Source organism: Steroidobacter sp., from assembly GCF_036402275.1.
In the GTDB taxonomy this organism is placed as follows: Bacteria; Pseudomonadota; Gammaproteobacteria; order Steroidobacterales; family Steroidobacteraceae; genus Steroidobacter.
On record NZ_DASWTF010000052.1, the window covers coordinates 89,731 to 106,998 of the forward strand.

Consider the following 17,268-nt stretch of genomic DNA (forward strand, 5'->3'; position numbering starts at 1 on the left):
CTCCGGTCGTCGCCAGCAATCGAATGAAATTTTGCGCGAGGCGCGATTGATTTATGGACGCGTGTCGTCTCACAGCAATTCAGGGGCGATTTCGCGGCTGTCAGGCATAATCGCCGCATCGACGAGGCAAGACGAATGACGCAGGCGAGTTGGACGCAAAGGTTGTTTCGTAGCGGCAGTCATAGTGCGCACGATTTGCGACTCGATCTGTTCTGGTTGTTGGGCCTGGCGCTGGTGCTCATTGCCACTGGCATCGGCTTGCGCGATCCCTGGCCGGCCGACGAACCGCGCTTCGCGCTGATCGTCCGTGACATGGTTGCTTCCGGCGAGTGGCTGCTGCCGCGAGTGGGCGGCGACGTGTATGGCGACAAGCCACCGTTGTTCTTCTGGATGATGGGCTTGTCGCTGCTCGTGACCGGCTCGCTGCGGATCGCCTTCCTGTTGCCGTCCTTGTTGAGCGGCCTCGCTTGTCTGCTGTTGATCTACGACCTCGGCCGGCGCTTGTGGAATCGCGAGACCGGGCTCGCGGCCGCGCTCGGATTGTTACTGACTGTGCAATTCGTCTGGCAAGCGCGGCAGGCGCAGATCGATGCGACGCTGCTGTTCTGGGTCGTGCTCAGCTTGTATGGCCTGGTTCGTCACTTATTACTTGGACCGGCCTGGGGTTGGTACGCGGTGGGTTGGGCGGCCGCGGGCTTCGGTGTGATCACCAAAGGCGTGGGCTTCCTGCCTCTGTTGATCCTCATTCCTTTTGTCGTGTTGCGCGGGTCGAACTGGTCGCCACGGATGCAGGCGGCGAGCGCCGGCGGTTGGCTCATCGGTCCCGTGGCCTTTCTGCTGGCGGTGAGCACGTGGCTCGTGCCCATGCTGTTAGCGGCGAACGCAGATCCGACCCTGGCTGCCTATCGCGACGAGATCCTGTTTCGACAGACCGTCGGCCGATACACCGATGCGTGGCATCACCGCGAGCCGTTCTGGTATTTCATCGTCGAAGTCATTCCGGTCTTGTGGTTACCCCTCACATTGCTGCTGCCGTGGCTGGTGCCTCATTGGCGCAAGGCCTGGCAGGCGCGTGATCTGCGCATTGGATTGTTGCTGTCGTGGGTCGTGCTGGTCGTGTTGTTCTTCAGTTTCAGCAGCGGCAAGCGCGGCGTGTATGTTTTGCCCGCGCTGCCGGCGCTGGCGCTCGCGAGCGGACCTTATTTGCTCGAGTTGATGCAACGTCGTTCGGTGCAGCGGGCCATGTTCATCCTCGCCGCGCTGGTGGCGACGATTTGTTTGCTCGCCGCAGTATTTGTTTTGATCCAGCCCGAGCAGCGAGTGAAGCTGCTGACCAACTACGAGATCGACGTGCTCGGTCCCCTGTTGCTCATCGGGGGCGTGGGCGCGCTGATCTGCGCGATCGCCAGGCCGGGGCGCGGACCTGTCGCGTATGCTGGATTGCTCGTGACTGCTTTGCTCACTGTGAGTTACTGGGTGAACCCGGCGATGAACTCGGCTCGTTCGGGGGCTGCGTTCATCGCTCGCGTCGAGCAGATCGACGATCCAGGCGCCGAGCTCGGCTTCGTCGGCTTCAAGGAACAATATCTACTGAACGTGCATCGGCCCATCGTGCACTTCGGGCATGCGCGCTGGCGAGAGGTGGATCAGGAAGCAGCCGACGCTGCGCTATGGCTGAGCGGCTCGGACAATCGTCAGCTGGTGGTCAACGAGGAGATGCGGCAACGCTGCTTCGCCGGCACCACGAGTAAATCAGTGGGCATGGCGAATCGCTTTCAGTGGTACATCGTGCGTGGCAAGCCCAGCCCGGACTGTGTGGCGCGCGGCAAGGAGGCGGCGGTGTATCACTACGGGCCGCCGGGCTCCGTGAGCGCGCGGCCCGCCCGGGCCAGCTGATTTCGATCAATTCGTTTGAACCGCCACCACGCCGCAGGCGATGCGGTCGCCTGAGTCGCCCGAGGGTTGCGTCTTGTAATCGTCGGGCTTGGCGTGCAGTACCAGCGCCTTGCCGAGAATGTCGTTGGGCTGTCCGGTCTGCAGCGACACGTCGGCGTTGTCGATACTCACCTCAGCCACGCCCTGTGCATCCGACTTCACATTCAGCATGTCGCCGGCGTGATGCGGCTGAGCTTGCGGATTGCCGTGCTGCTGATTGCCCGGATTGAAGTGCGCGCCCGCGCTGGTCGCGTCCGGCGCGCTGCAATCGCCCTTCTCGTGGAAATGAAAACCGAATTCGCTGTCCGGGGTCAGGCCCTGAACCATTCCGGAAATTTTTACGCCCGTGCCCGCTGCATCGATCTTCAGGCCGCCATTCGCCTTGTGTCCCTGAGTCGGCGAGAGCTGCACGGCGGCTCCAGCAGTCGCTTCGGCGCTGGATGTGGTCTCCGGCTCGGTGGTCGTTGCAACTGTTGGGCTGTCACCGGCCGGCGGTGGCGTGTCGGCGGTCGGCATGGCGTCCTCCTTTCGACCACAGGCAGCCACCAACACAGCAATTGCTACAAGGCTGACATATTTCATGAGCGACCTCCGTGGAGCGACGGCTGCTAAATCCACGACCGGTTGCCTGCGTTCCGGATTGTCACGCGCGAGTCACTTGGCTGTCATCGAGTCTTAATGCGCTCCAACGAGCATGCCGGCCCGTTATTCCGCAGCCCAAAAATCGCCAGAGCTCGCCCTCTTGCGACCAATAAACAGGACGCCACGGTTCGCCTATGTCTCAGCTTCGTCACGCCATTCGTTATCGGCTCGCTCTCGCGTTGCCGCTGTTCTTCGCCGGTTTCGCGCACGCCCAGGATTCGGCTGCGCCCGAGACCGATATCGAGGAGATCGTCGTCACCGGCCGCGCCGGCGTCGAAGAAATCCGCAAAGTGGAAGTGAGCTATGCCGTCACCACCATCGGCGGCGAGTCGCTGCGCATGGATTCGCCGCTCGGCGTCGCCGATGCGCTGGGTTCGGTGCCGGGCTTCTGGGTCGAGTCTTCGGGTGGCGAAGCGAGTGCGAACATTCGCGCGCGCGGCATTCCGGAAGAAGGTTTCTCCGCCGTCGGCATGGAAGAAGATGGCCTGCCCGTGCAGCACGATCCGGGCCTCGGCTGGTTGAACGCCGATCAATCGTTCCGCATGGACGACACCATCGATCGCATCGAAGTGGTGCGCGGCGGTCCGGCCTCGATGTTTTCATCGAACGCGCCGGGCGGCGTCGTCAACTTCATCACTCGCAAGCCGAGCGACACCGCGGGCGGCGACATCAAGGTTCAGAGCAGCGACTACGGCCTGCGTCGCGTCGACGGCTGGTACAACTTGCCGGTGGGCGAGTGGCGCCTCGGCTTCGGCGGTTTCTATCGCGAAGACGATGGCATCCGCGACGCTGGCTACACCGCCAACAAGGGTGGCCAGCTCCGCTTCGCGCTCGGGCGCTCCTTCGAGGGCGGCTCGGTGGATTTCAACGTCAAGCGCATCGACGACCAGGTCATTTTCTACACGGGCTTGCCGCTGACCTACGATAGCGATGGTGACATCGTCGGCGTGCCGGGCGTGGACGAGCACGATGGCACGTTGTCCGGTCCGGACACCCGTCGCGTGACTTTGCGAAACGCGAATGGCACGTTCCCGCTCGATGTCGATCACGGCACGGACGTCGAGCTGACCCAATACACGTTGAAGTTCGAATACGAGCTGCCGGGCGAATGGCAGCTGCGCAACGGCACGCGCTATCGCGAGTCGGATATCTCTCGTCAAGGTTTGTTCCCGAACACTCCGATCACCGCCGCGGCGCGAATCGCGGCTGCGCGCGCCAGCCTCTCCTCGATTCCGGGCGCGACCGACGTGCAGCTTCGCTATGTGAATTCGCCGAACGAAGTGTTCAACGTCGCGAATCAGAACGGCAACGGCCTGACCAGTGACGGCTCGCTGCGTCAGGTGAGCGTGCCGCTGGAAGAACTGCTCAACGACCTGCGTGTGATGCGCAAGTTCGAGATCGGCGGTCAGCAGCACGATTTCGCGCTCGGCCTGTATCTGGCCCAGGTGGACGAAGAATTCGATCGCTACTCGGCGAATTCGATCATCGACGTGCGCGACAATGCGCGTCTGCTCAATCTCGTGGCGGTCGACGCGGCGGGCAATCCGCTGGCGACGCTGACCGACAACGGCATTATCCGTTATGGCTCGGAATTCGCGAACGGCGAGGGTGAGTCGTTCACCAAGGCGCTCTACTTCTCCGATGAATGGAGTATCAACGACCAGTGGCGCATCGACCTGGGCGGACGTTACGAGCAGGTGGACGTCGAGGGCAGCGTCGAGAAATCCGCGGAGCGCAATCTCGGTGTGCTGCCGAATGCCGCCGACGACCGAGTGCTGACGGGCACCGGTGTGTACGACCGCTTCGATACCGACTACGACGATTTCGGGTGGACGGCCGGCGTGAACTGGCAGTTCCTCGACAACATGGGCGTATTCGCGCGCTACACCTCGACGTTCCGTTTGCCGAGCGTCGGCGACTACATCACTAATGCCTTCGCGATCCCGGTGAGCCGAGAGATGGATTTCATCGAGGCCGGCTACAAGTATCAGTCGGATCGCTGGTCGTTGTACGCAACGCTGTTCCAGACCAACTACGACAGCTATCGCTTCGGCGATCGTCGTTACAACCAGACGACCGGCAACTATGACGAGTTCAACGTCATCACCGATACGGAGACGACGGGCGTCGAGCTGGAAGGCGCGGTGAATGCGACGGAGTGGCTGGACATTGGCTTCAGTGCGACCTGGCAGAATGCCGAGTTCGGCGACTTCGTACAGAGCCAGGTGGTCAACGGCAATCTGGTGACGTTCGACTTCACGGGCAACCGGCTGCTGCGCATTCCGGAAGTGAGCTTCCGAGTGACGCCGGCGATCAAACTGCACGACGCAGTGAGGCTCGAGCTGGATTACCAGTACTTCGGCGATCGCTATGCCGACGTGGCCAATCTGTTCGAGCTGCCGTCGTACGACGTGGTCAGCGCGAATCTGCGCTGGACGCCGATGGAGCGCATGACCGTTTACGTGCGTGGCGAGAACCTGCTGAACGAAGTCGGCCTCACTGAGGGTAACCCGCGCGCAGGTACGTTCATCAGCGGCGAAGCGAACTCGCCGTTCTTCATCGCCCGGCCGATCTACGGCAGGAACTTCACGTTCTCGCTGCAGTGGGACTTCTAATACTGTCGCAAGCAGATGGTGAGGGCGGCGCTTGCGCGCCGCCTTTCTCATTTCAGGGGCCAACGTTGAGGCGCTCATGAGATTCGGATTGCTTCCTGCATTGCTTCTTCTCTGCGCCGGCGTCGCGGCGCATACATATGCGGCCGAGCGAGCGCCGGATGTGATCCTTCGCGACGCCATCCCGGACACGGCGTTCCGCACTTATCGTCTGCTTCCTTTCGACGTGCCCGAGGGCGTCAAAGCGATAGAGGTCCGCTTCGACTACACCGGCCGCGAGGCGCGGACGACGATCGACGTCGGTCTGCTCGGTCCTGGTGAAACTTTCGATGCGGAGTTCCGTGGTTGGAGCGGTGGAAACAAGCGGTCGTTCATCTTGTCCAGCAGCGACGCCACGCCGTCCTATCTGGCGAGCCCGGTGACGCCGGGACGCTGGCAGCTGCTGCTCGGCGTGCCGAACATCCGCAAGGGCCAGACTTCAGAGTTCACTGCCCAAGTTTATTTCCAACGCGACGACGCCAATGGAATGCCGACGCCAGAAGCGCCCTTGCGAGCGGAGGCGGGCTGGTATCGCGGTGACCTGCACATGCACAGCGCCCACAGCGATGGCAGTTGTTCGAGCAAGAGCGGCGAGAAGCGTGTGCCGTGTCCGTTGTTTCTAACGCTGGATGCCGCCGCCGACCGTGGTCTCGACTTCGTGGCCGTGACCGAGCACAACACGAGCTCGCATGTAAAAGAACTGACCGCGCTGCAGCCGTACTTCGACAAGACGCTGTTGATCCCCGGAATGGAGATGACCACCTTCCAGGGACACGCCAACGCATTCAACTTACGCGAGCCCGTCGATTTCCGCGTCAGCAGCACGCAAGTGCCCGACTGGAACTCGCTGCTGCGGCAGGCCCAGGCGAAGGGCGCGCTGGTGTCGATCAATCATCCACGCGTGCCCACCGGTGAAGCCTGCATGGGCTGTGGATGGTCGCCGAATCCCGCAGCGGACATGTCGCTCTTGCAGGCGGTGGAAGTCGTCAACGGCTATGACGTGGAAAGCCAGACAGCAGGCATTCCGTTCTGGCACGAGCAACTGCAGAAGGGGCATCGCCTGACCGCCATCGGCGGTAGCGACACACACGACATCACCTCCAAGAATGTCTTTCCGCCGCCGGGGCGAATGGGCGTGCCGACTACCGTGGTCTACGCACGCGAGCTGAGCATCGATGGCATCGTCGAAGGCATTCGCTCCGGCAACGTGTTCGTCGACACTGCGGGAACGCGAGATCGTAAGCTCAATCTGACAGCGACCCACAAACAGGTAACTGTGAGCATGGGTGGCGAGCTGTCGTTTCCAGCGAAGCAGACCGCGACCTTCACGGTGCGCGTCGAGCAGCTGATCAACGGCACGATCGAAGTCATTCGCGACGGTGCAGTCACTCAACGCACGGACGTGCCGGCCGCGACGCACTCGTGGTCATTCAAAGAAACATCCGACGGCAAGCGTCACTGGATCCGCATCGACGTGCGCGACGGCGAGGGCAAGCTGGCGCTCATCGGCAACCCGATTTACGTCAAGTGACTGTGGCTTTCGCTTAGTCGCGGCGGATATGTGATTGATTCCCTGACGAATCGCGGCTGCTGTTCGATTGAAGCGCAGGAACGATTCGCGTTTCTGCGACGTTGGCATTTTCAGGAGATGCGACACACGAAACGAAGATGTTGATCCTGGTAGTCGAGGACGAACCGATTTGCGCGCTGAGCACGGTAGCCGAGCTGGAGCACGCGGGACACAAAACCTTGGGGCCGGCCGCGACGCTCGAAGAAGGATTGGAGCTCGCCCGCACGGGCCACCCGACGCTCGCTTTGATCGATATCGACTTGATGCACGCCGGTGACGGCGTCGAGCTCGCCAAACGCTTGCGCGAGTTGCATGTCCCGACCGTGTTCGTGAGCGCCCAGCATCCTTCTGCTTTCGATCATAGCGATCTTGCGATGGGGCTCATCGGCAAACCGTACAACCCGGCCGATCTGCCGCCGAGCATCGAAGTGATCTCGGCGATCCTCGACGGCAAACCGGTTCCTGCATCGTCGCTGCCGCGCGCGCTGCAGTTATTCCATTAAAATCTTCCCAGCCCCGCCGCCGCAGGCGGCGGGGCATATCCAGGTGACGAAAAAATGGATCAAGCATGGAAAGGTCAGTCCCTCGACACCTGCGACACCTTGGCCTTCGGCGTCGGCACGGGCGCGTCGCTCTCATTCACATAGCGATAGCGGACCACGCCATATAGCATCTCGTCCCAGGTCTGCTGACCCCACGGCACGACGCGGCTCGGATCGGGGTTCGCCTTGTTCTGAGTCGAGTTGTCCCAAGTGGTGCTGTGAGTCACCTTGGTGCCCGCCGGCAGCAGTTTCGGCGTCTTCAACTCATAGGTGGTCTGCCAGTTGAAGTCGTAGTTCGGCACCGACAGCAGCACTTCCTGGCGGCCGTCCGGATAAGTCGCCACGAAGTTCGACGCCTTGCCGCGGAAGTGCGAATGCGGCAGCAAGTTGTACACGATGACATCGTGCTCGAAAGTTTTCGACGCGGACTCGGTGTGCGCCTTGGTGTTCGCCGGGATCTTCAGCTTCGGATTGAGCAGCACGGCGCTGCGCATCTGGTACTGCGGAGCGTCCTTGCGGAAGTACAGTCCCATGCGGCTCACGTCGCGAGCGGGTTTGCCGCTCACGGTGTAGTGCATCTGGAAGAAGAACTTCGCGTCCTTGTTGATCAGCACGCCGGTGTTGTCCGGCATCACCATGGGGCCCGCGCCTGGCACATAGCCGCCGAGGCTGCCGCCGTCGCGAACGCTTTCGGCGGTCGTGCCCATGGTCGCGATGATGTGATGGAGCACGGTGCGGTCACCGGGTTGGAAGTCCACGGCGCGAACCCAAACATCGTGATCCAGCGGGTTATCGACCATCGGCATTTGATACGGAATCACACCCGTCGCCGGCACGTCGAAGGCAGGAATCTCGACGATCAGATCGGGTTCGCCCAGCGCCCACTCCGGCCATTGTTTCTTGAGCGTCGCGAGCGGATCGCTGCCAGCGCCGCGCGGCGAGCCGGCCTCGATCCAATGCACCAATGTCTTGATCTCGTCCTTGCTCAGCGAGCGATCGTTCGAGAACACGTTGTAGTGCGGATCCGCATGCCATGGCGGCATGCGTTCGGTACGCACCACTTCGCGAATCATCGGGCTGAAGCCCTTGATCATGTCGTAGCTGGTCATCTGCCAGGGGCCGATGCCGCCCTGACGATGGCAGGTGACGCAGTTGTCGATGAGCATGGGCGCGATGGTCTTCTCGTAGGAGATCTTCGCGTGCGCCTGCTTGCGATCGAGCTCGGGGAACTTCAGATCGCAGCCTTTGGCTTTCGGTGCGTCGACCTGCGCCGTCTTCACGGGCGTCGCGTTGATCACAGAGTCGAGCGCGTTGGCGGCGTGCGGCGTACCGCCGGCGGAGAGCGGGCCGCGATATGCAACTTTCCAGCCCTTGGTGTTGATGACCAGCAGCTCGCCGTTCCGCTTCAGGCCGAGCGACTCGCCGATGATCTGAGTTTCATCGAGCAGGATGGGCAGGTCGATGTTCTGCGCCTTCGCTTCCTTTTCGATGGCGGGGCGCGAGTCCGCGAGGTTGGAGTTGATCATCAACAGCTCCACGCCCTGAGCGCGATATTTGTCACGCAGCGCCTGGAGCTCGGGAACCGATTTGCGGACCGCTTCGCAACCGTTGCCCTGAGCCATCAGGACCACGGCTTTCATGTCCGAGAGGTAATACAACTCGCGCGAGGCGCCCGTATGGTCGAGCAGGCGGAAGTTATCGACCGTGTCGCCAGGGCTCAGCGCCAATACCTGACTGGATGTGAGCGCCAGGGCAGTGGCGATACCGAGCAGCTTGGATCCGTGCTTCATGCTCATTCTTTCACCCCCAAATGACCAGTTCCCTAGTCTCCATCCGGGCCGGGCTCAAAAGCCACTAACGAACGTTAAGAATCTTTGCACTCGTGTAACGAATCTCGGTCATGCCATCAGGCGGAACTACTCGTGTGGCGCCGCCAACGTTTCGCGCTTGATGACGGCGCCGCGCAGGACGATCCGGTCGATGCTGGTCCAGGCGCGCATCGTTTCCAACGGGTTTTCGGTGAGCAGCAACAGGTTCGCGATCTTGCCGGCTTCGACCGTGCCGTAATCTTTGTCCAAGCCGAACTGGCGTGCGTTGTTGATGGTGGCGGCCTGGAAGATCGCGGGCAGAGGAATGCCGGACTGCGCCATCATGCGCATCTCACGATACGTGTCATAGCCTGGCTGATTGCCGAAGGTCGGCGCGGACGGCGTGTCACTACCCAGCAGCAGCGGGTGGCCGAGGTCGTGCAAATATTTTGCCGCGCGCATGCCACGCGAACCCACCACCATGAAGTTGTGCATGGCCTTCATGTCCGGCGGGTTGCCCATGTCTTTGCGCATCTGCTCTTTGAACCATTGTCCCGCCGGCGTTGCATACCATTTGAGCAACGACGCCGGCACGACCTTGGCGTACGCGGGATCTCTCAGAGTGTCTTCACGAAACAGATCGGCGAGCGCGGGCAACACTCGCATGGTCGGTTGATAGCCTATTTTCTTCGCATGGATGTCGCGCAGGTGCGTGGCAATCGCGGGCGGCACGCCCTGTTCCTTGTCGTATTCGTTCCAGTTCCACAAGCCGTGCGCGATCACATCGACCTGAGCTTCGGCAGCGATGCGCTGCATGTCGAGAGCGTTCGCGTGCGCAACGAGGATCAAGCCACGTTTGCGAGTGGCAGCCCGCACGCGCTGCAGGGTCTCCTTGCTCATGATGGGCCAGCCGGTGGCGTCGCCGAACCCGTTCTCGATGAAAATCTTCACGCAAGGAGCGCCGCTGGCCACGATCTGATCGACGACGACTTCGGGCGTGTGTTGAGCGGCGTTCGCGCCTTTGGGCAGGGGATGCGTCGCGGCGTTCGCAGGCTCGTAGATGTAATTCGGGATGATTTGATGACGAACGGCGGCATCGATGAACACGGCGGGGTAGCCGTCGAGCACGACCGCTGTTCCACAGCTGAGCAAATCCGGGTGCTGAGGCTGCGCCTCGAAAGCAGCGGCTTGCTCGGGCGCGCTGGCGAGGTTCAGCACCTGAGTGACACCGTAATAGAGGTAGCTGCGCGGCTGCTGGCGCGTGTACGCCTCGACCATCGCGCTCAACGCGGGGTCGTTCGAGTCCATCGGTAAACCCGGCACATCGCCGACATGGACATGCGAGTCCATGAGGCCGGGCGTCAAAAACTTGCCGCGACCGTCGATGCGGACGGCGCCCGTCGCGGCGCTGACCGCCTTGGGACCGACGCTGACGATCCGCCCGTCGCGGACCAGCACATTCTGTTTGAGTTGAGGTTTGGCGTGCTGGGGCGATACGACCGTCACTTGCTCGATGACCAGCTCGGCCGCGGGGGCAGGGGCTAACCACAGCAGCGCGACCGAGAGGGACGCGGCGACCGACCTTCGACTTCCTTTCACTTGGGACTCCGTGACGGGTTAACGGCGAGCCGCCGAGGCGACAAATTGTGCGTGATCCGGCGGGCGAAATGCAGCGGACCGGGCAAGCTGGCGACCTGTGCGATCCCTCCGGCCGATGCGGCAAATTCAGGCTTGTCGCCCGGGGCAATTGATGACATTTTGTCTGAGTATTAGACTAGTGCCTCCCCATGTCGCCGGCTGGAGTTTCGTGACACAAAAGCAGCTAGTTTCGCCTGGTCGCGCCCGCGCGGCAGGCAGGGTCTCGCCCCCGAGTGGATATCCTTCCCGGGGCGGAGGAATGGTAAGTCGATGGCTGTTGGGGGTCTTCGTGCTCAATGGTGTTGTTGGTGCGGCCGGCGCGGTGGATGCCCGGCGTGGAGAGTTCGGAACGCTGGCCGATGGCCGCAAAGTCGAGTCGGCGGAGCTGACCAACTCGCGCGGTATGTCCGTGCGCATCCTGGCGCTCGGCGGCGTCATCCAGCAGCTGATGGCGTCGGATCGCAATGGCAAGGTGGCCGACGTGGTGCTGGGTTACGCCACGGCTCAGCAGTATCTGGATCAGCCGCAGTATTTCGGTGCGACGGTCGGGCGTTATGCCAATCGCATCGCCGCCGGCAAGTTCAAGCTGGACGGCAAGCAGTATCAGCTCGAGACCAATGACGGCCCCAATCACTTGCATGGGGGCACGCGCGGTTTTGACAAAGTGCTGTGGAAAATCGACTCGGTGAGCTCCGGCTCGCCGGCCAAGGCGGTGCTCTCTTATGTAAGCGCCGACGGCGAGGGCGGTTACCCGGGCAAGCTCGAGGTGACCGCGACCTACACGCTCAACGACAAGAACGAGCTGGCGATCGAATATCGCGCCACCACCGACAAGCCGACCATCGTCAACATCACCAACCACAGCTACTTCAATCTGGCGGGTGAAGACACGCCCGTCGACGTGTTCGGCCATCGCATGACTTTGTTCGCAAGCCAGTACACGCCGGTCAACCAGACGCTGATTCCGACGGGCGAACGTCGTTCGGTTGCGGGGACCGCGTTCGATTTCCGGCAACCGCAGACGATTGGCGCGCGCATTCGCCAGGGCAGCGACGACCAATTGCACATCGGCCGCGGCTACGATCACAACTACATCGTCGATGGCGAGCCGGGCCAGTTGCGCCCCGCCGCTCGTGTCGAGGATCCGCAGTCCGGCCGCGTGCTGGAGCTGCTCGCCAGCGCGCCGGGCGTGCAGTTCTATTCCGGCAATTTCCTGGACGCCACCAGCGTTGGCAAGAGCCGGCGCGTGTACCGGCAGGGCGACGGTTTCTGTCTGGAGCCGCAAGTGTTTCCGGACTCGCCCAACCGCAGTGACTTTCCCAACGCGCGCCTGAACCCCGGGCAGACGTACGTCAACACCATGGTGCTGCGTTTCTCCACCGCCCCTCAAGCTTCCTGACCTCCAAGTCGAACCATGACCTCATCCAATTCGAATCCGTCCGCCTCTCGCCGACTGCGCTCGCGCGCCTGGTTCGACGATCCCGCCAATGCGGACATGACGGCGCTCTATCTGGAGCGCTACATGAACTTCGGCCTGTCGCTGCAGGAGCTGCAGTCGGGCAAGCCCATCATTGGCATCGCGCAGACCGGCAGCGACCTGTCGCCGTGCAATCGTCATCACATGGTGCTGGCGGAGCGCGTGCGCGAAGGCATTCGCGAGGCAGGCGGCATCGTGCTGGAATTTCCCGTGCATCCGATTCAAGAGACGGGCAAGCGGCCGACCGCCGGCCTGGATCGCAACCTGGCGTATCTCGGCCTGGTCGAAGTGCTGTTCGGTTATCCGCTGGATGGCGTGGTGTTGACCATCGGCTGTGACAAAACCACGCCGGCGTGTTTGATGGCGGCGGCGACGGTGAACATGCCGGCCATCGCGTTGTCGGTCGGCCCCATGCTCAACGGCTGGTACAAGGGTGTGCGCACCGGGTCGGGCACCATCGTGTGGCGTGCGCGCGAACTGCTGGCTGCGGGTGAGATCGACTATCAAGGTTTCATCAAACTGGTCGCCTCCTCGGCGCCGTCGACGGGTTACTGCAACACCATGGGCACGGCGACCACCATGAACAGCCTCACCGAAGCGCTCGGCATGTCGCTGCCCGGCTCGGCGGCCATTCCCGCGCCGCTGCGCGATCGCCAGGAGTGCGCCTATCTCACGGGCAAGCAGATCGTCGAAATGGTGTGGGCGGATCGCAAGCCCTCCGACATTCTCACGCGCGAAGCGTTCATCAACGCCATTCGCGTGAATTCAGCCATCGGCGGTTCCACCAACGCGCCCATTCATTTGAATGCGCTCGCGCGGCACATCGGTGTGGAGCTGAGCGTCGATGACTGGCAGCAGTACGGGTTGGATATTCCTTTGCTCGTGAACCTGCAGCCGGCCGGCGAATACCTCGGTGAAGACTACTATCGAGCGGGCGGCGTGCCGGCGGTCGTGGCCGAGCTGATGAAGCAGAAGTTGATCAACGAGTCGGCGCTCACCGTGAACGGTCGCAGCCTCGGCGAGAACTGCAGCGGCGCGAGCATTCTGGATACGAATGTGATCAAGCCGTTCGATCAGCCGATGAAGAAGCGCGCTGGATTCTCGGTGCTGCGAGGAAATCTGTTCGACTCGGCCATCATGAAGACGAGCGTGATCTCCGAGGAATTCCGCGCCCGATATCTTTCCAATCCGAAGGATCCGGAGGCGTTCGAGGGCAAAGCCGTGGTGTTCGACGGTCCCGAGGACTATCACGCCCGCATCGACGATCCGTCGCTGCAGATCGACGCGAATACTTTGCTGTTCATGCGGGGCGCGGGGCCGATCGGTTATCCCGGCGCGGCGGAAGTGGTGAACATGCGGCCGCCGGTGAATCTGATCAAGGCAGGCGTGCACAACTTGCCTTGCATCGGCGATGGCCGGCAGTCGGGAACCTCGGGATCGCCTTCGATTTTGAATGCTTCGCCCGAGGCCGCGGTCGGCGGTGGCCTGGCGCTGCTCAAGACGGGCGATCGCGTGCGCATCGATTTGCGCAAGGGCGAAGCAAACATTCTCATCAGCGATGAGGAGCTGAATCGCCGTCGCGAGGCTCTGAAGGAGGCGGGCGGTTATCCGGTGCCCGCGAGCCAGACGCCGTGGCAGGAAATGCAGCGCGCGGACGTTGGGCAGGCGGATACCGGCGCGGTGCTCGAGTCGGCGGTCAAGTATCAGCGCCTCGCCCAGACCAAGGGCGTGCCGCGTCACAATCACTGATTCTCAGTACACACACTCCCGCGCGAGACTGGCTCGCGCGGGAGCTGTCTATTTCTAACGAGGTTTGCTATGACCGAACCATGGCGAGTGATCGCTCGCGAAGAGCGAGACGAGCTGGGCGAAGGTCCGCTCTGGTCCGCCCGGCACAACGCCATCTTCTGGGTCGATATCCTTTCGCACTTCGTCTATCGCTACTCGCTCGCTGACGGAAGCGTGCAGCGCTGGTCCTTTTCCGAGCGGATTGGCTGGTTGGTGGAACGTCGTAACAAGCCAGGCTTTATCGCGGGCTTGCAGAGCGGCTTCCACGAGCTGGACCTGGAGCCGTTCGCGCTTCGCCTGATCGTCGATCCCGAGCCAGAGTTTCCCGGCAACCGACTCAACGATGCGAAGGTGGATCAGCAAGGACGCATCTGGGCAGGCACCATGGATGCCGCGCTGAAGGAAACGACCGGCTCGTTCTATTGCATGCACCCGGACTTCAGCCTGCGTCGCGTCGACGAAGGCTACAACATTACCAACGGCCCGACGTTCAGCCCCAAGCAGGACATCATGTATCACACCGATACTGGCCTCAAGACGATCTACCGCTTCGACCTGTCGCGGGAAGGCGAGCTCAGCAACAAACGAGTGTGGCTGAAGTTCACCGACGAAATGGGAGCGCCGGACGGCATGACGACCGACGCCGACGGCTTCATCTGGATCGCCCACTGGGGCGGCTCGCGAATCAGCCGCTGGTCGCCGGATGCGAAACTCGATCGTGAGATTCGGTTGCCTGCGCCGCAGATTACTAGCATCACCTTCGCGGGGCCGAACTTGGACCGGATGTTTGTTACTTCGGCGGCGAAGCTGCTGGATCGGAGTAAAGAGAAGTTTGCTGGGGCGCTGTTTGAGGTCGATGCTGGCGGGGTTCGCGGTCTACCGCCGGGGTTGTTTGCTGGTTAAGGAGTCAGACATGCCTCGGTGGGTTGCAGCGCCAGGGCGGGGTATCTCCTCCCCGGCACCGCTGCACCCGCCTCGACACGCTAGCGCGTGTCGCCTGCTTGTACGTCCCTGTAGCGCTATTGGGCCGACATCCCTGTCGGTCCCAATTGCCGGGGAGGAGATACCCCACCCTGACGCTGCCGAGACGTCCGCGGCCGATTGAGCGGTGAAGAGCGGTTTGTTCGTAGCTCGCCCTCCAAAGACGAACTGACCTCGCGAAAGATCATGCGGCGGTTTTATACCGCCGCCGCAGAATATTATTTCTTTCGCTTTGTTCGCTTGGCCTGTCGGCCAGCGAACCTGATTCCCGATCACTGCGGGGGCTTATATCGCCGTCGCAAATGCCTTTCTCCTCCGAGCCAGCGAAGCTAACGGACAAAAAAAGCGCGGCGGCGTTATGCGCCTGCTGCCAAGCCTCCTTCTCCTTGCTCGCTCGGGTCCGTGGCAGCGAAGCTAATCACAAAGGAACTGCGGCGGCGTCAACCCACCGCCGCAACTCTTCTCTGTTTGTTTCAAGTTGCCACGCACGCGTCGGCAGCGCTGGGGTGGGGTATCTCCTCCCCGGCAATTGGGACCGACAGGGATGTCGGCCCAATAGCGCTACAGGGACGTACAAGCAGCCGACACGCGATAGCGTGGCGAGGCGGGTGCAGCGGTGCCGGGGAGGAGATACCCCACCCCGGCGCTGCGAACCACTGAGCCTCTTATTCCACCGCGACCACAACCACCGACTTCGGCGGCAGCTCAACCCGCAACTCATTTCCTTTCTTACCAGCCTTGAACGGCGCCGGCTTAACCGCTTCCGGCTTATCGAAAGTGTTGCGAGCGTCGAGCGCAGATGCGGTGAGAATCCGCCCGGACGCCGACTTCACATTCACGCCGTTGATCTTGGTCGAAACCGAAGCAGCCCGGTTCGGGTCGACGTTGGTGAAGGCGATGTGCAACTTGCCAGCCGCGTCACGCGCAGCGGATACAGATACCTGAGGCAACGACCACTCGCCACGCTGATACGTCGGGGCCTGCACATCCGCGGGCAAGGACGTCGCGCCCTGGAACGGGATGTACATCTCGAACACGTGATACGTCGGCGTGAGCGTCATCTTCTCTTTGTCGGTGAGGATCATCGCCTGCAGCACGTTCACCATCTGCGCGATGTTCGCCATCTTCACGCGGTCCGCGTGGCGATGAAAAATGTCGAGCGTCAGTGAAGCGACCAGAGCGTCACGCAGAGTGTTCTGCTGGTACAGGAAGCCAGGATTGCGGCCCGGCTCTGGGTCATACCAGGTGCCCCACTCGTCGACGTACAGGCCGACCTTCTTGTCCGGGTCGTACTTGTCCATGATGGCCGAGTGCTTGGTCACCAGCTCTTCCATGCGCAGGGCATGGTTCAAAGTCGACGCCCACTGATCTTCAGTGAAGCCGATCGACGGACCCTTGTTTTCCCAGCGGCCGGGGAACGTGTAGTAGTGCAGCGAGTAAGCATCCATGTGCTTGACCGCCTGCGACATCATCACTTCGGTCCAGTGATAGTCAGCCACATTGGCGCCGCTGGCGATCTTCAGCGGCTGGTTATCCCGTGGCGCTTTGATGAAGGTCTGGAACTGCTTGTACAGGTCGGCGAAATATTCCGGCCGCATGTTGCCGCCGCAGCCCCAGGTCTCATTGCCCACGCCGAAGTACGGCAGCTTCCACGGCTTCTCGCGACCGTTCTTACGACGCAGCTCGGCGAGCGTCGACTTCGTATCGGAGGTGATGTACTCGACCCACTCCGCCATTTCCTGCGGGCTGCCCGAGCCGACGTTGCCGGAAACATAAGCGTCCGCGCCGATCAGCTCGGCGAAGTCGAGGAACTCGTGCGTGCCGAAGCTGTTCGGCTCCTCGACAGCGCCCCAGTGAGTATTCACTTTGGTTGGTCGCTGATCACGCGGGCCGATACCTTCACGCCAGTGATATTCGTCGGCGAAGCAGCCGCCGGGCCAGCGCACCACCGGCACTTTCAACTTCTTCAGCGCCGCTACCACGTCGTTGCGATAGCCGCGCGTGTTGGGAATGGAGGAGTCTTCGCCGACCCAGATTCCCTCGTAAATGCCATGGCCGAGGTGCTCGGCGAACTGGCCGTAAATGTTTCTATCGATGGTGGCGCCAGGCTTGTCGGCCTGGATGGTCACGGAAACCGCGACCGATTCGGCCGCGCCGGCCGAAAAAGGAACGAAACCGGCCGTCGCCAGACCGAGCGCGGCGGTCAGGCGCAGAGCCCCCTGCTTGATCGACATCT

The 17,268-nt window shown here is 62.1% G+C and carries 11 protein-coding genes; 7 read left to right on the forward strand and 4 right to left on the reverse strand.

The features are described 5' to 3' along the window. The first annotated feature begins 135 nt into the window (after positions 1 to 135). Entirely contained in the window at positions 136 to 1,896 is a 1,761-nt protein-coding gene (locus tag VGD45_RS30860; protein WP_331159259.1) for an ArnT family glycosyltransferase, read from the forward strand. A 6-nt stretch (positions 1,897 to 1,902) separates the two neighbouring features. Here VGD45_RS30860 and VGD45_RS30865 read toward each other — a convergent pair whose 3' ends face one another. After that, positions 1,903 to 2,451: a superoxide dismutase family protein gene (locus VGD45_RS30865; RefSeq protein ID WP_331159260.1), complete on the reverse strand. Its 549-nt coding sequence runs from the start codon at positions 2,449 to 2,451 to the stop codon at positions 1,903 to 1,905. Between the two features lie 260 nt (positions 2,452 to 2,711). Between VGD45_RS30865 and VGD45_RS30870 the strand changes: the two genes are divergently transcribed. From VGD45_RS30870 to VGD45_RS30880, 3 genes are all read left to right on the forward strand, one after another. Further along, positions 2,712 to 5,192, forward strand: a complete 2,481-nt coding sequence (locus VGD45_RS30870; RefSeq protein WP_331159261.1) for a TonB-dependent receptor — start codon at positions 2,712 to 2,714, stop codon at positions 5,190 to 5,192. 76 nt (positions 5,193 to 5,268) lie between these two features. Further along, positions 5,269 to 6,759, forward strand: a complete 1,491-nt coding sequence (locus tag VGD45_RS30875) for a CehA/McbA family metallohydrolase (RefSeq protein ID WP_331159262.1) — start codon at positions 5,269 to 5,271, stop codon at positions 6,757 to 6,759. 137 nt (positions 6,760 to 6,896) lie between these two features. Beyond that, positions 6,897 to 7,301: a response regulator gene (locus VGD45_RS30880; protein WP_331159263.1), complete on the forward strand. Its 405-nt coding sequence runs from the start codon at positions 6,897 to 6,899 to the stop codon at positions 7,299 to 7,301. A gap of 74 nt (positions 7,302 to 7,375) precedes the next feature. Here the strand turns inward: VGD45_RS30880 and VGD45_RS30885 are convergent, their stop codons facing one another. Together VGD45_RS30885 and VGD45_RS30890 are read right to left on the reverse strand one after the other, a co-directional pair. Beyond that, positions 7,376 to 9,136 carry a redoxin domain-containing protein gene (locus tag VGD45_RS30885; RefSeq protein WP_331159264.1) on the reverse strand — a complete coding sequence of 587 codons (1,761 nt, stop codon included), beginning with the start codon at positions 9,134 to 9,136 and terminating at the stop codon, positions 7,376 to 7,378. Between the two features lie 120 nt (positions 9,137 to 9,256). Continuing rightward, on the reverse strand, positions 9,257 to 10,747 hold the full coding sequence (locus VGD45_RS30890; protein ID WP_331159265.1) for an amidohydrolase family protein: 1,491 nt from the start codon (positions 10,745 to 10,747) through the stop codon (positions 9,257 to 9,259). A 298-nt stretch (positions 10,748 to 11,045) separates the two neighbouring features. On the opposite strand from VGD45_RS30890, the gene VGD45_RS30895 reads away from it, so the two are divergent. From VGD45_RS30895 to VGD45_RS30905, 3 genes are all read left to right on the forward strand, one after another. Then, positions 11,046 to 12,185 carry an aldose epimerase family protein gene (locus tag VGD45_RS30895; protein ID WP_331159266.1) on the forward strand — a complete coding sequence of 380 codons (1,140 nt, stop codon included), beginning with the start codon at positions 11,046 to 11,048 and terminating at the stop codon, positions 12,183 to 12,185. 15 nt (positions 12,186 to 12,200) lie between these two features. Further along, positions 12,201 to 14,012, forward strand: coding sequence for an IlvD/Edd family dehydratase (locus tag VGD45_RS30900; protein ID WP_331159267.1), 1,812 nt, complete (start codon positions 12,201 to 12,203; stop codon positions 14,010 to 14,012). Between the two features lie 69 nt (positions 14,013 to 14,081). Further along, a complete protein-coding gene (locus tag VGD45_RS30905; RefSeq protein ID WP_331159268.1) occupies positions 14,082 to 14,954 on the forward strand; it encodes an SMP-30/gluconolactonase/LRE family protein in 873 nt (290 codons plus the stop codon). A gap of 743 nt (positions 14,955 to 15,697) precedes the next feature. Here the strand turns inward: VGD45_RS30905 and VGD45_RS30910 are convergent. Then, the gene (locus tag VGD45_RS30910; protein ID WP_331159269.1) at positions 15,698 to 17,266 is read right to left on the reverse strand and encodes an alpha-N-arabinofuranosidase; all 1,569 of its coding nucleotides are present in this window, start codon (positions 17,264 to 17,266) and stop codon (positions 15,698 to 15,700) included. Positions 17,267 to 17,268: the final 2 nt, after the last annotated feature.

What these genes read in the sequence shown, in the direction of transcription:
- VGD45_RS30860 (WP_331159259.1), top strand. Translation starts at nt 136, where the DNA reads ATGACGCAGGCGAGTTGGACGCAAAGGTTGTTTCGTAGCGGCAGTCAT.
- VGD45_RS30865 (WP_331159260.1), bottom strand. Translation starts at nt 2,451, where the DNA reads ATGCCGACCGCCGACACGCCACCGCCGGCCGGTGACAGCCCAACAGTT.
- VGD45_RS30870 (WP_331159261.1), top strand. Translation starts at nt 2,712, where the DNA reads ATGTCTCAGCTTCGTCACGCCATTCGTTATCGGCTCGCTCTCGCGTTG.
- VGD45_RS30875 (WP_331159262.1), top strand. Translation starts at nt 5,269, where the DNA reads ATGAGATTCGGATTGCTTCCTGCATTGCTTCTTCTCTGCGCCGGCGTC.
- VGD45_RS30880 (WP_331159263.1), top strand. Translation starts at nt 6,897, where the DNA reads ATGTTGATCCTGGTAGTCGAGGACGAACCGATTTGCGCGCTGAGCACG.
- VGD45_RS30885 (WP_331159264.1), bottom strand. Translation starts at nt 9,136, where the DNA reads ATGAGCATGAAGCACGGATCCAAGCTGCTCGGTATCGCCACTGCCCTG.
- VGD45_RS30895 (WP_331159266.1), top strand. Translation starts at nt 11,046, where the DNA reads ATGGTAAGTCGATGGCTGTTGGGGGTCTTCGTGCTCAATGGTGTTGTT.
- VGD45_RS30900 (WP_331159267.1), top strand. Translation starts at nt 12,201, where the DNA reads ATGACCTCATCCAATTCGAATCCGTCCGCCTCTCGCCGACTGCGCTCG.
- VGD45_RS30905 (WP_331159268.1), top strand. Translation starts at nt 14,082, where the DNA reads ATGACCGAACCATGGCGAGTGATCGCTCGCGAAGAGCGAGACGAGCTG.
- VGD45_RS30910 (WP_331159269.1), bottom strand. Translation starts at nt 17,266, where the DNA reads ATGTCGATCAAGCAGGGGGCTCTGCGCCTGACCGCCGCGCTCGGTCTG.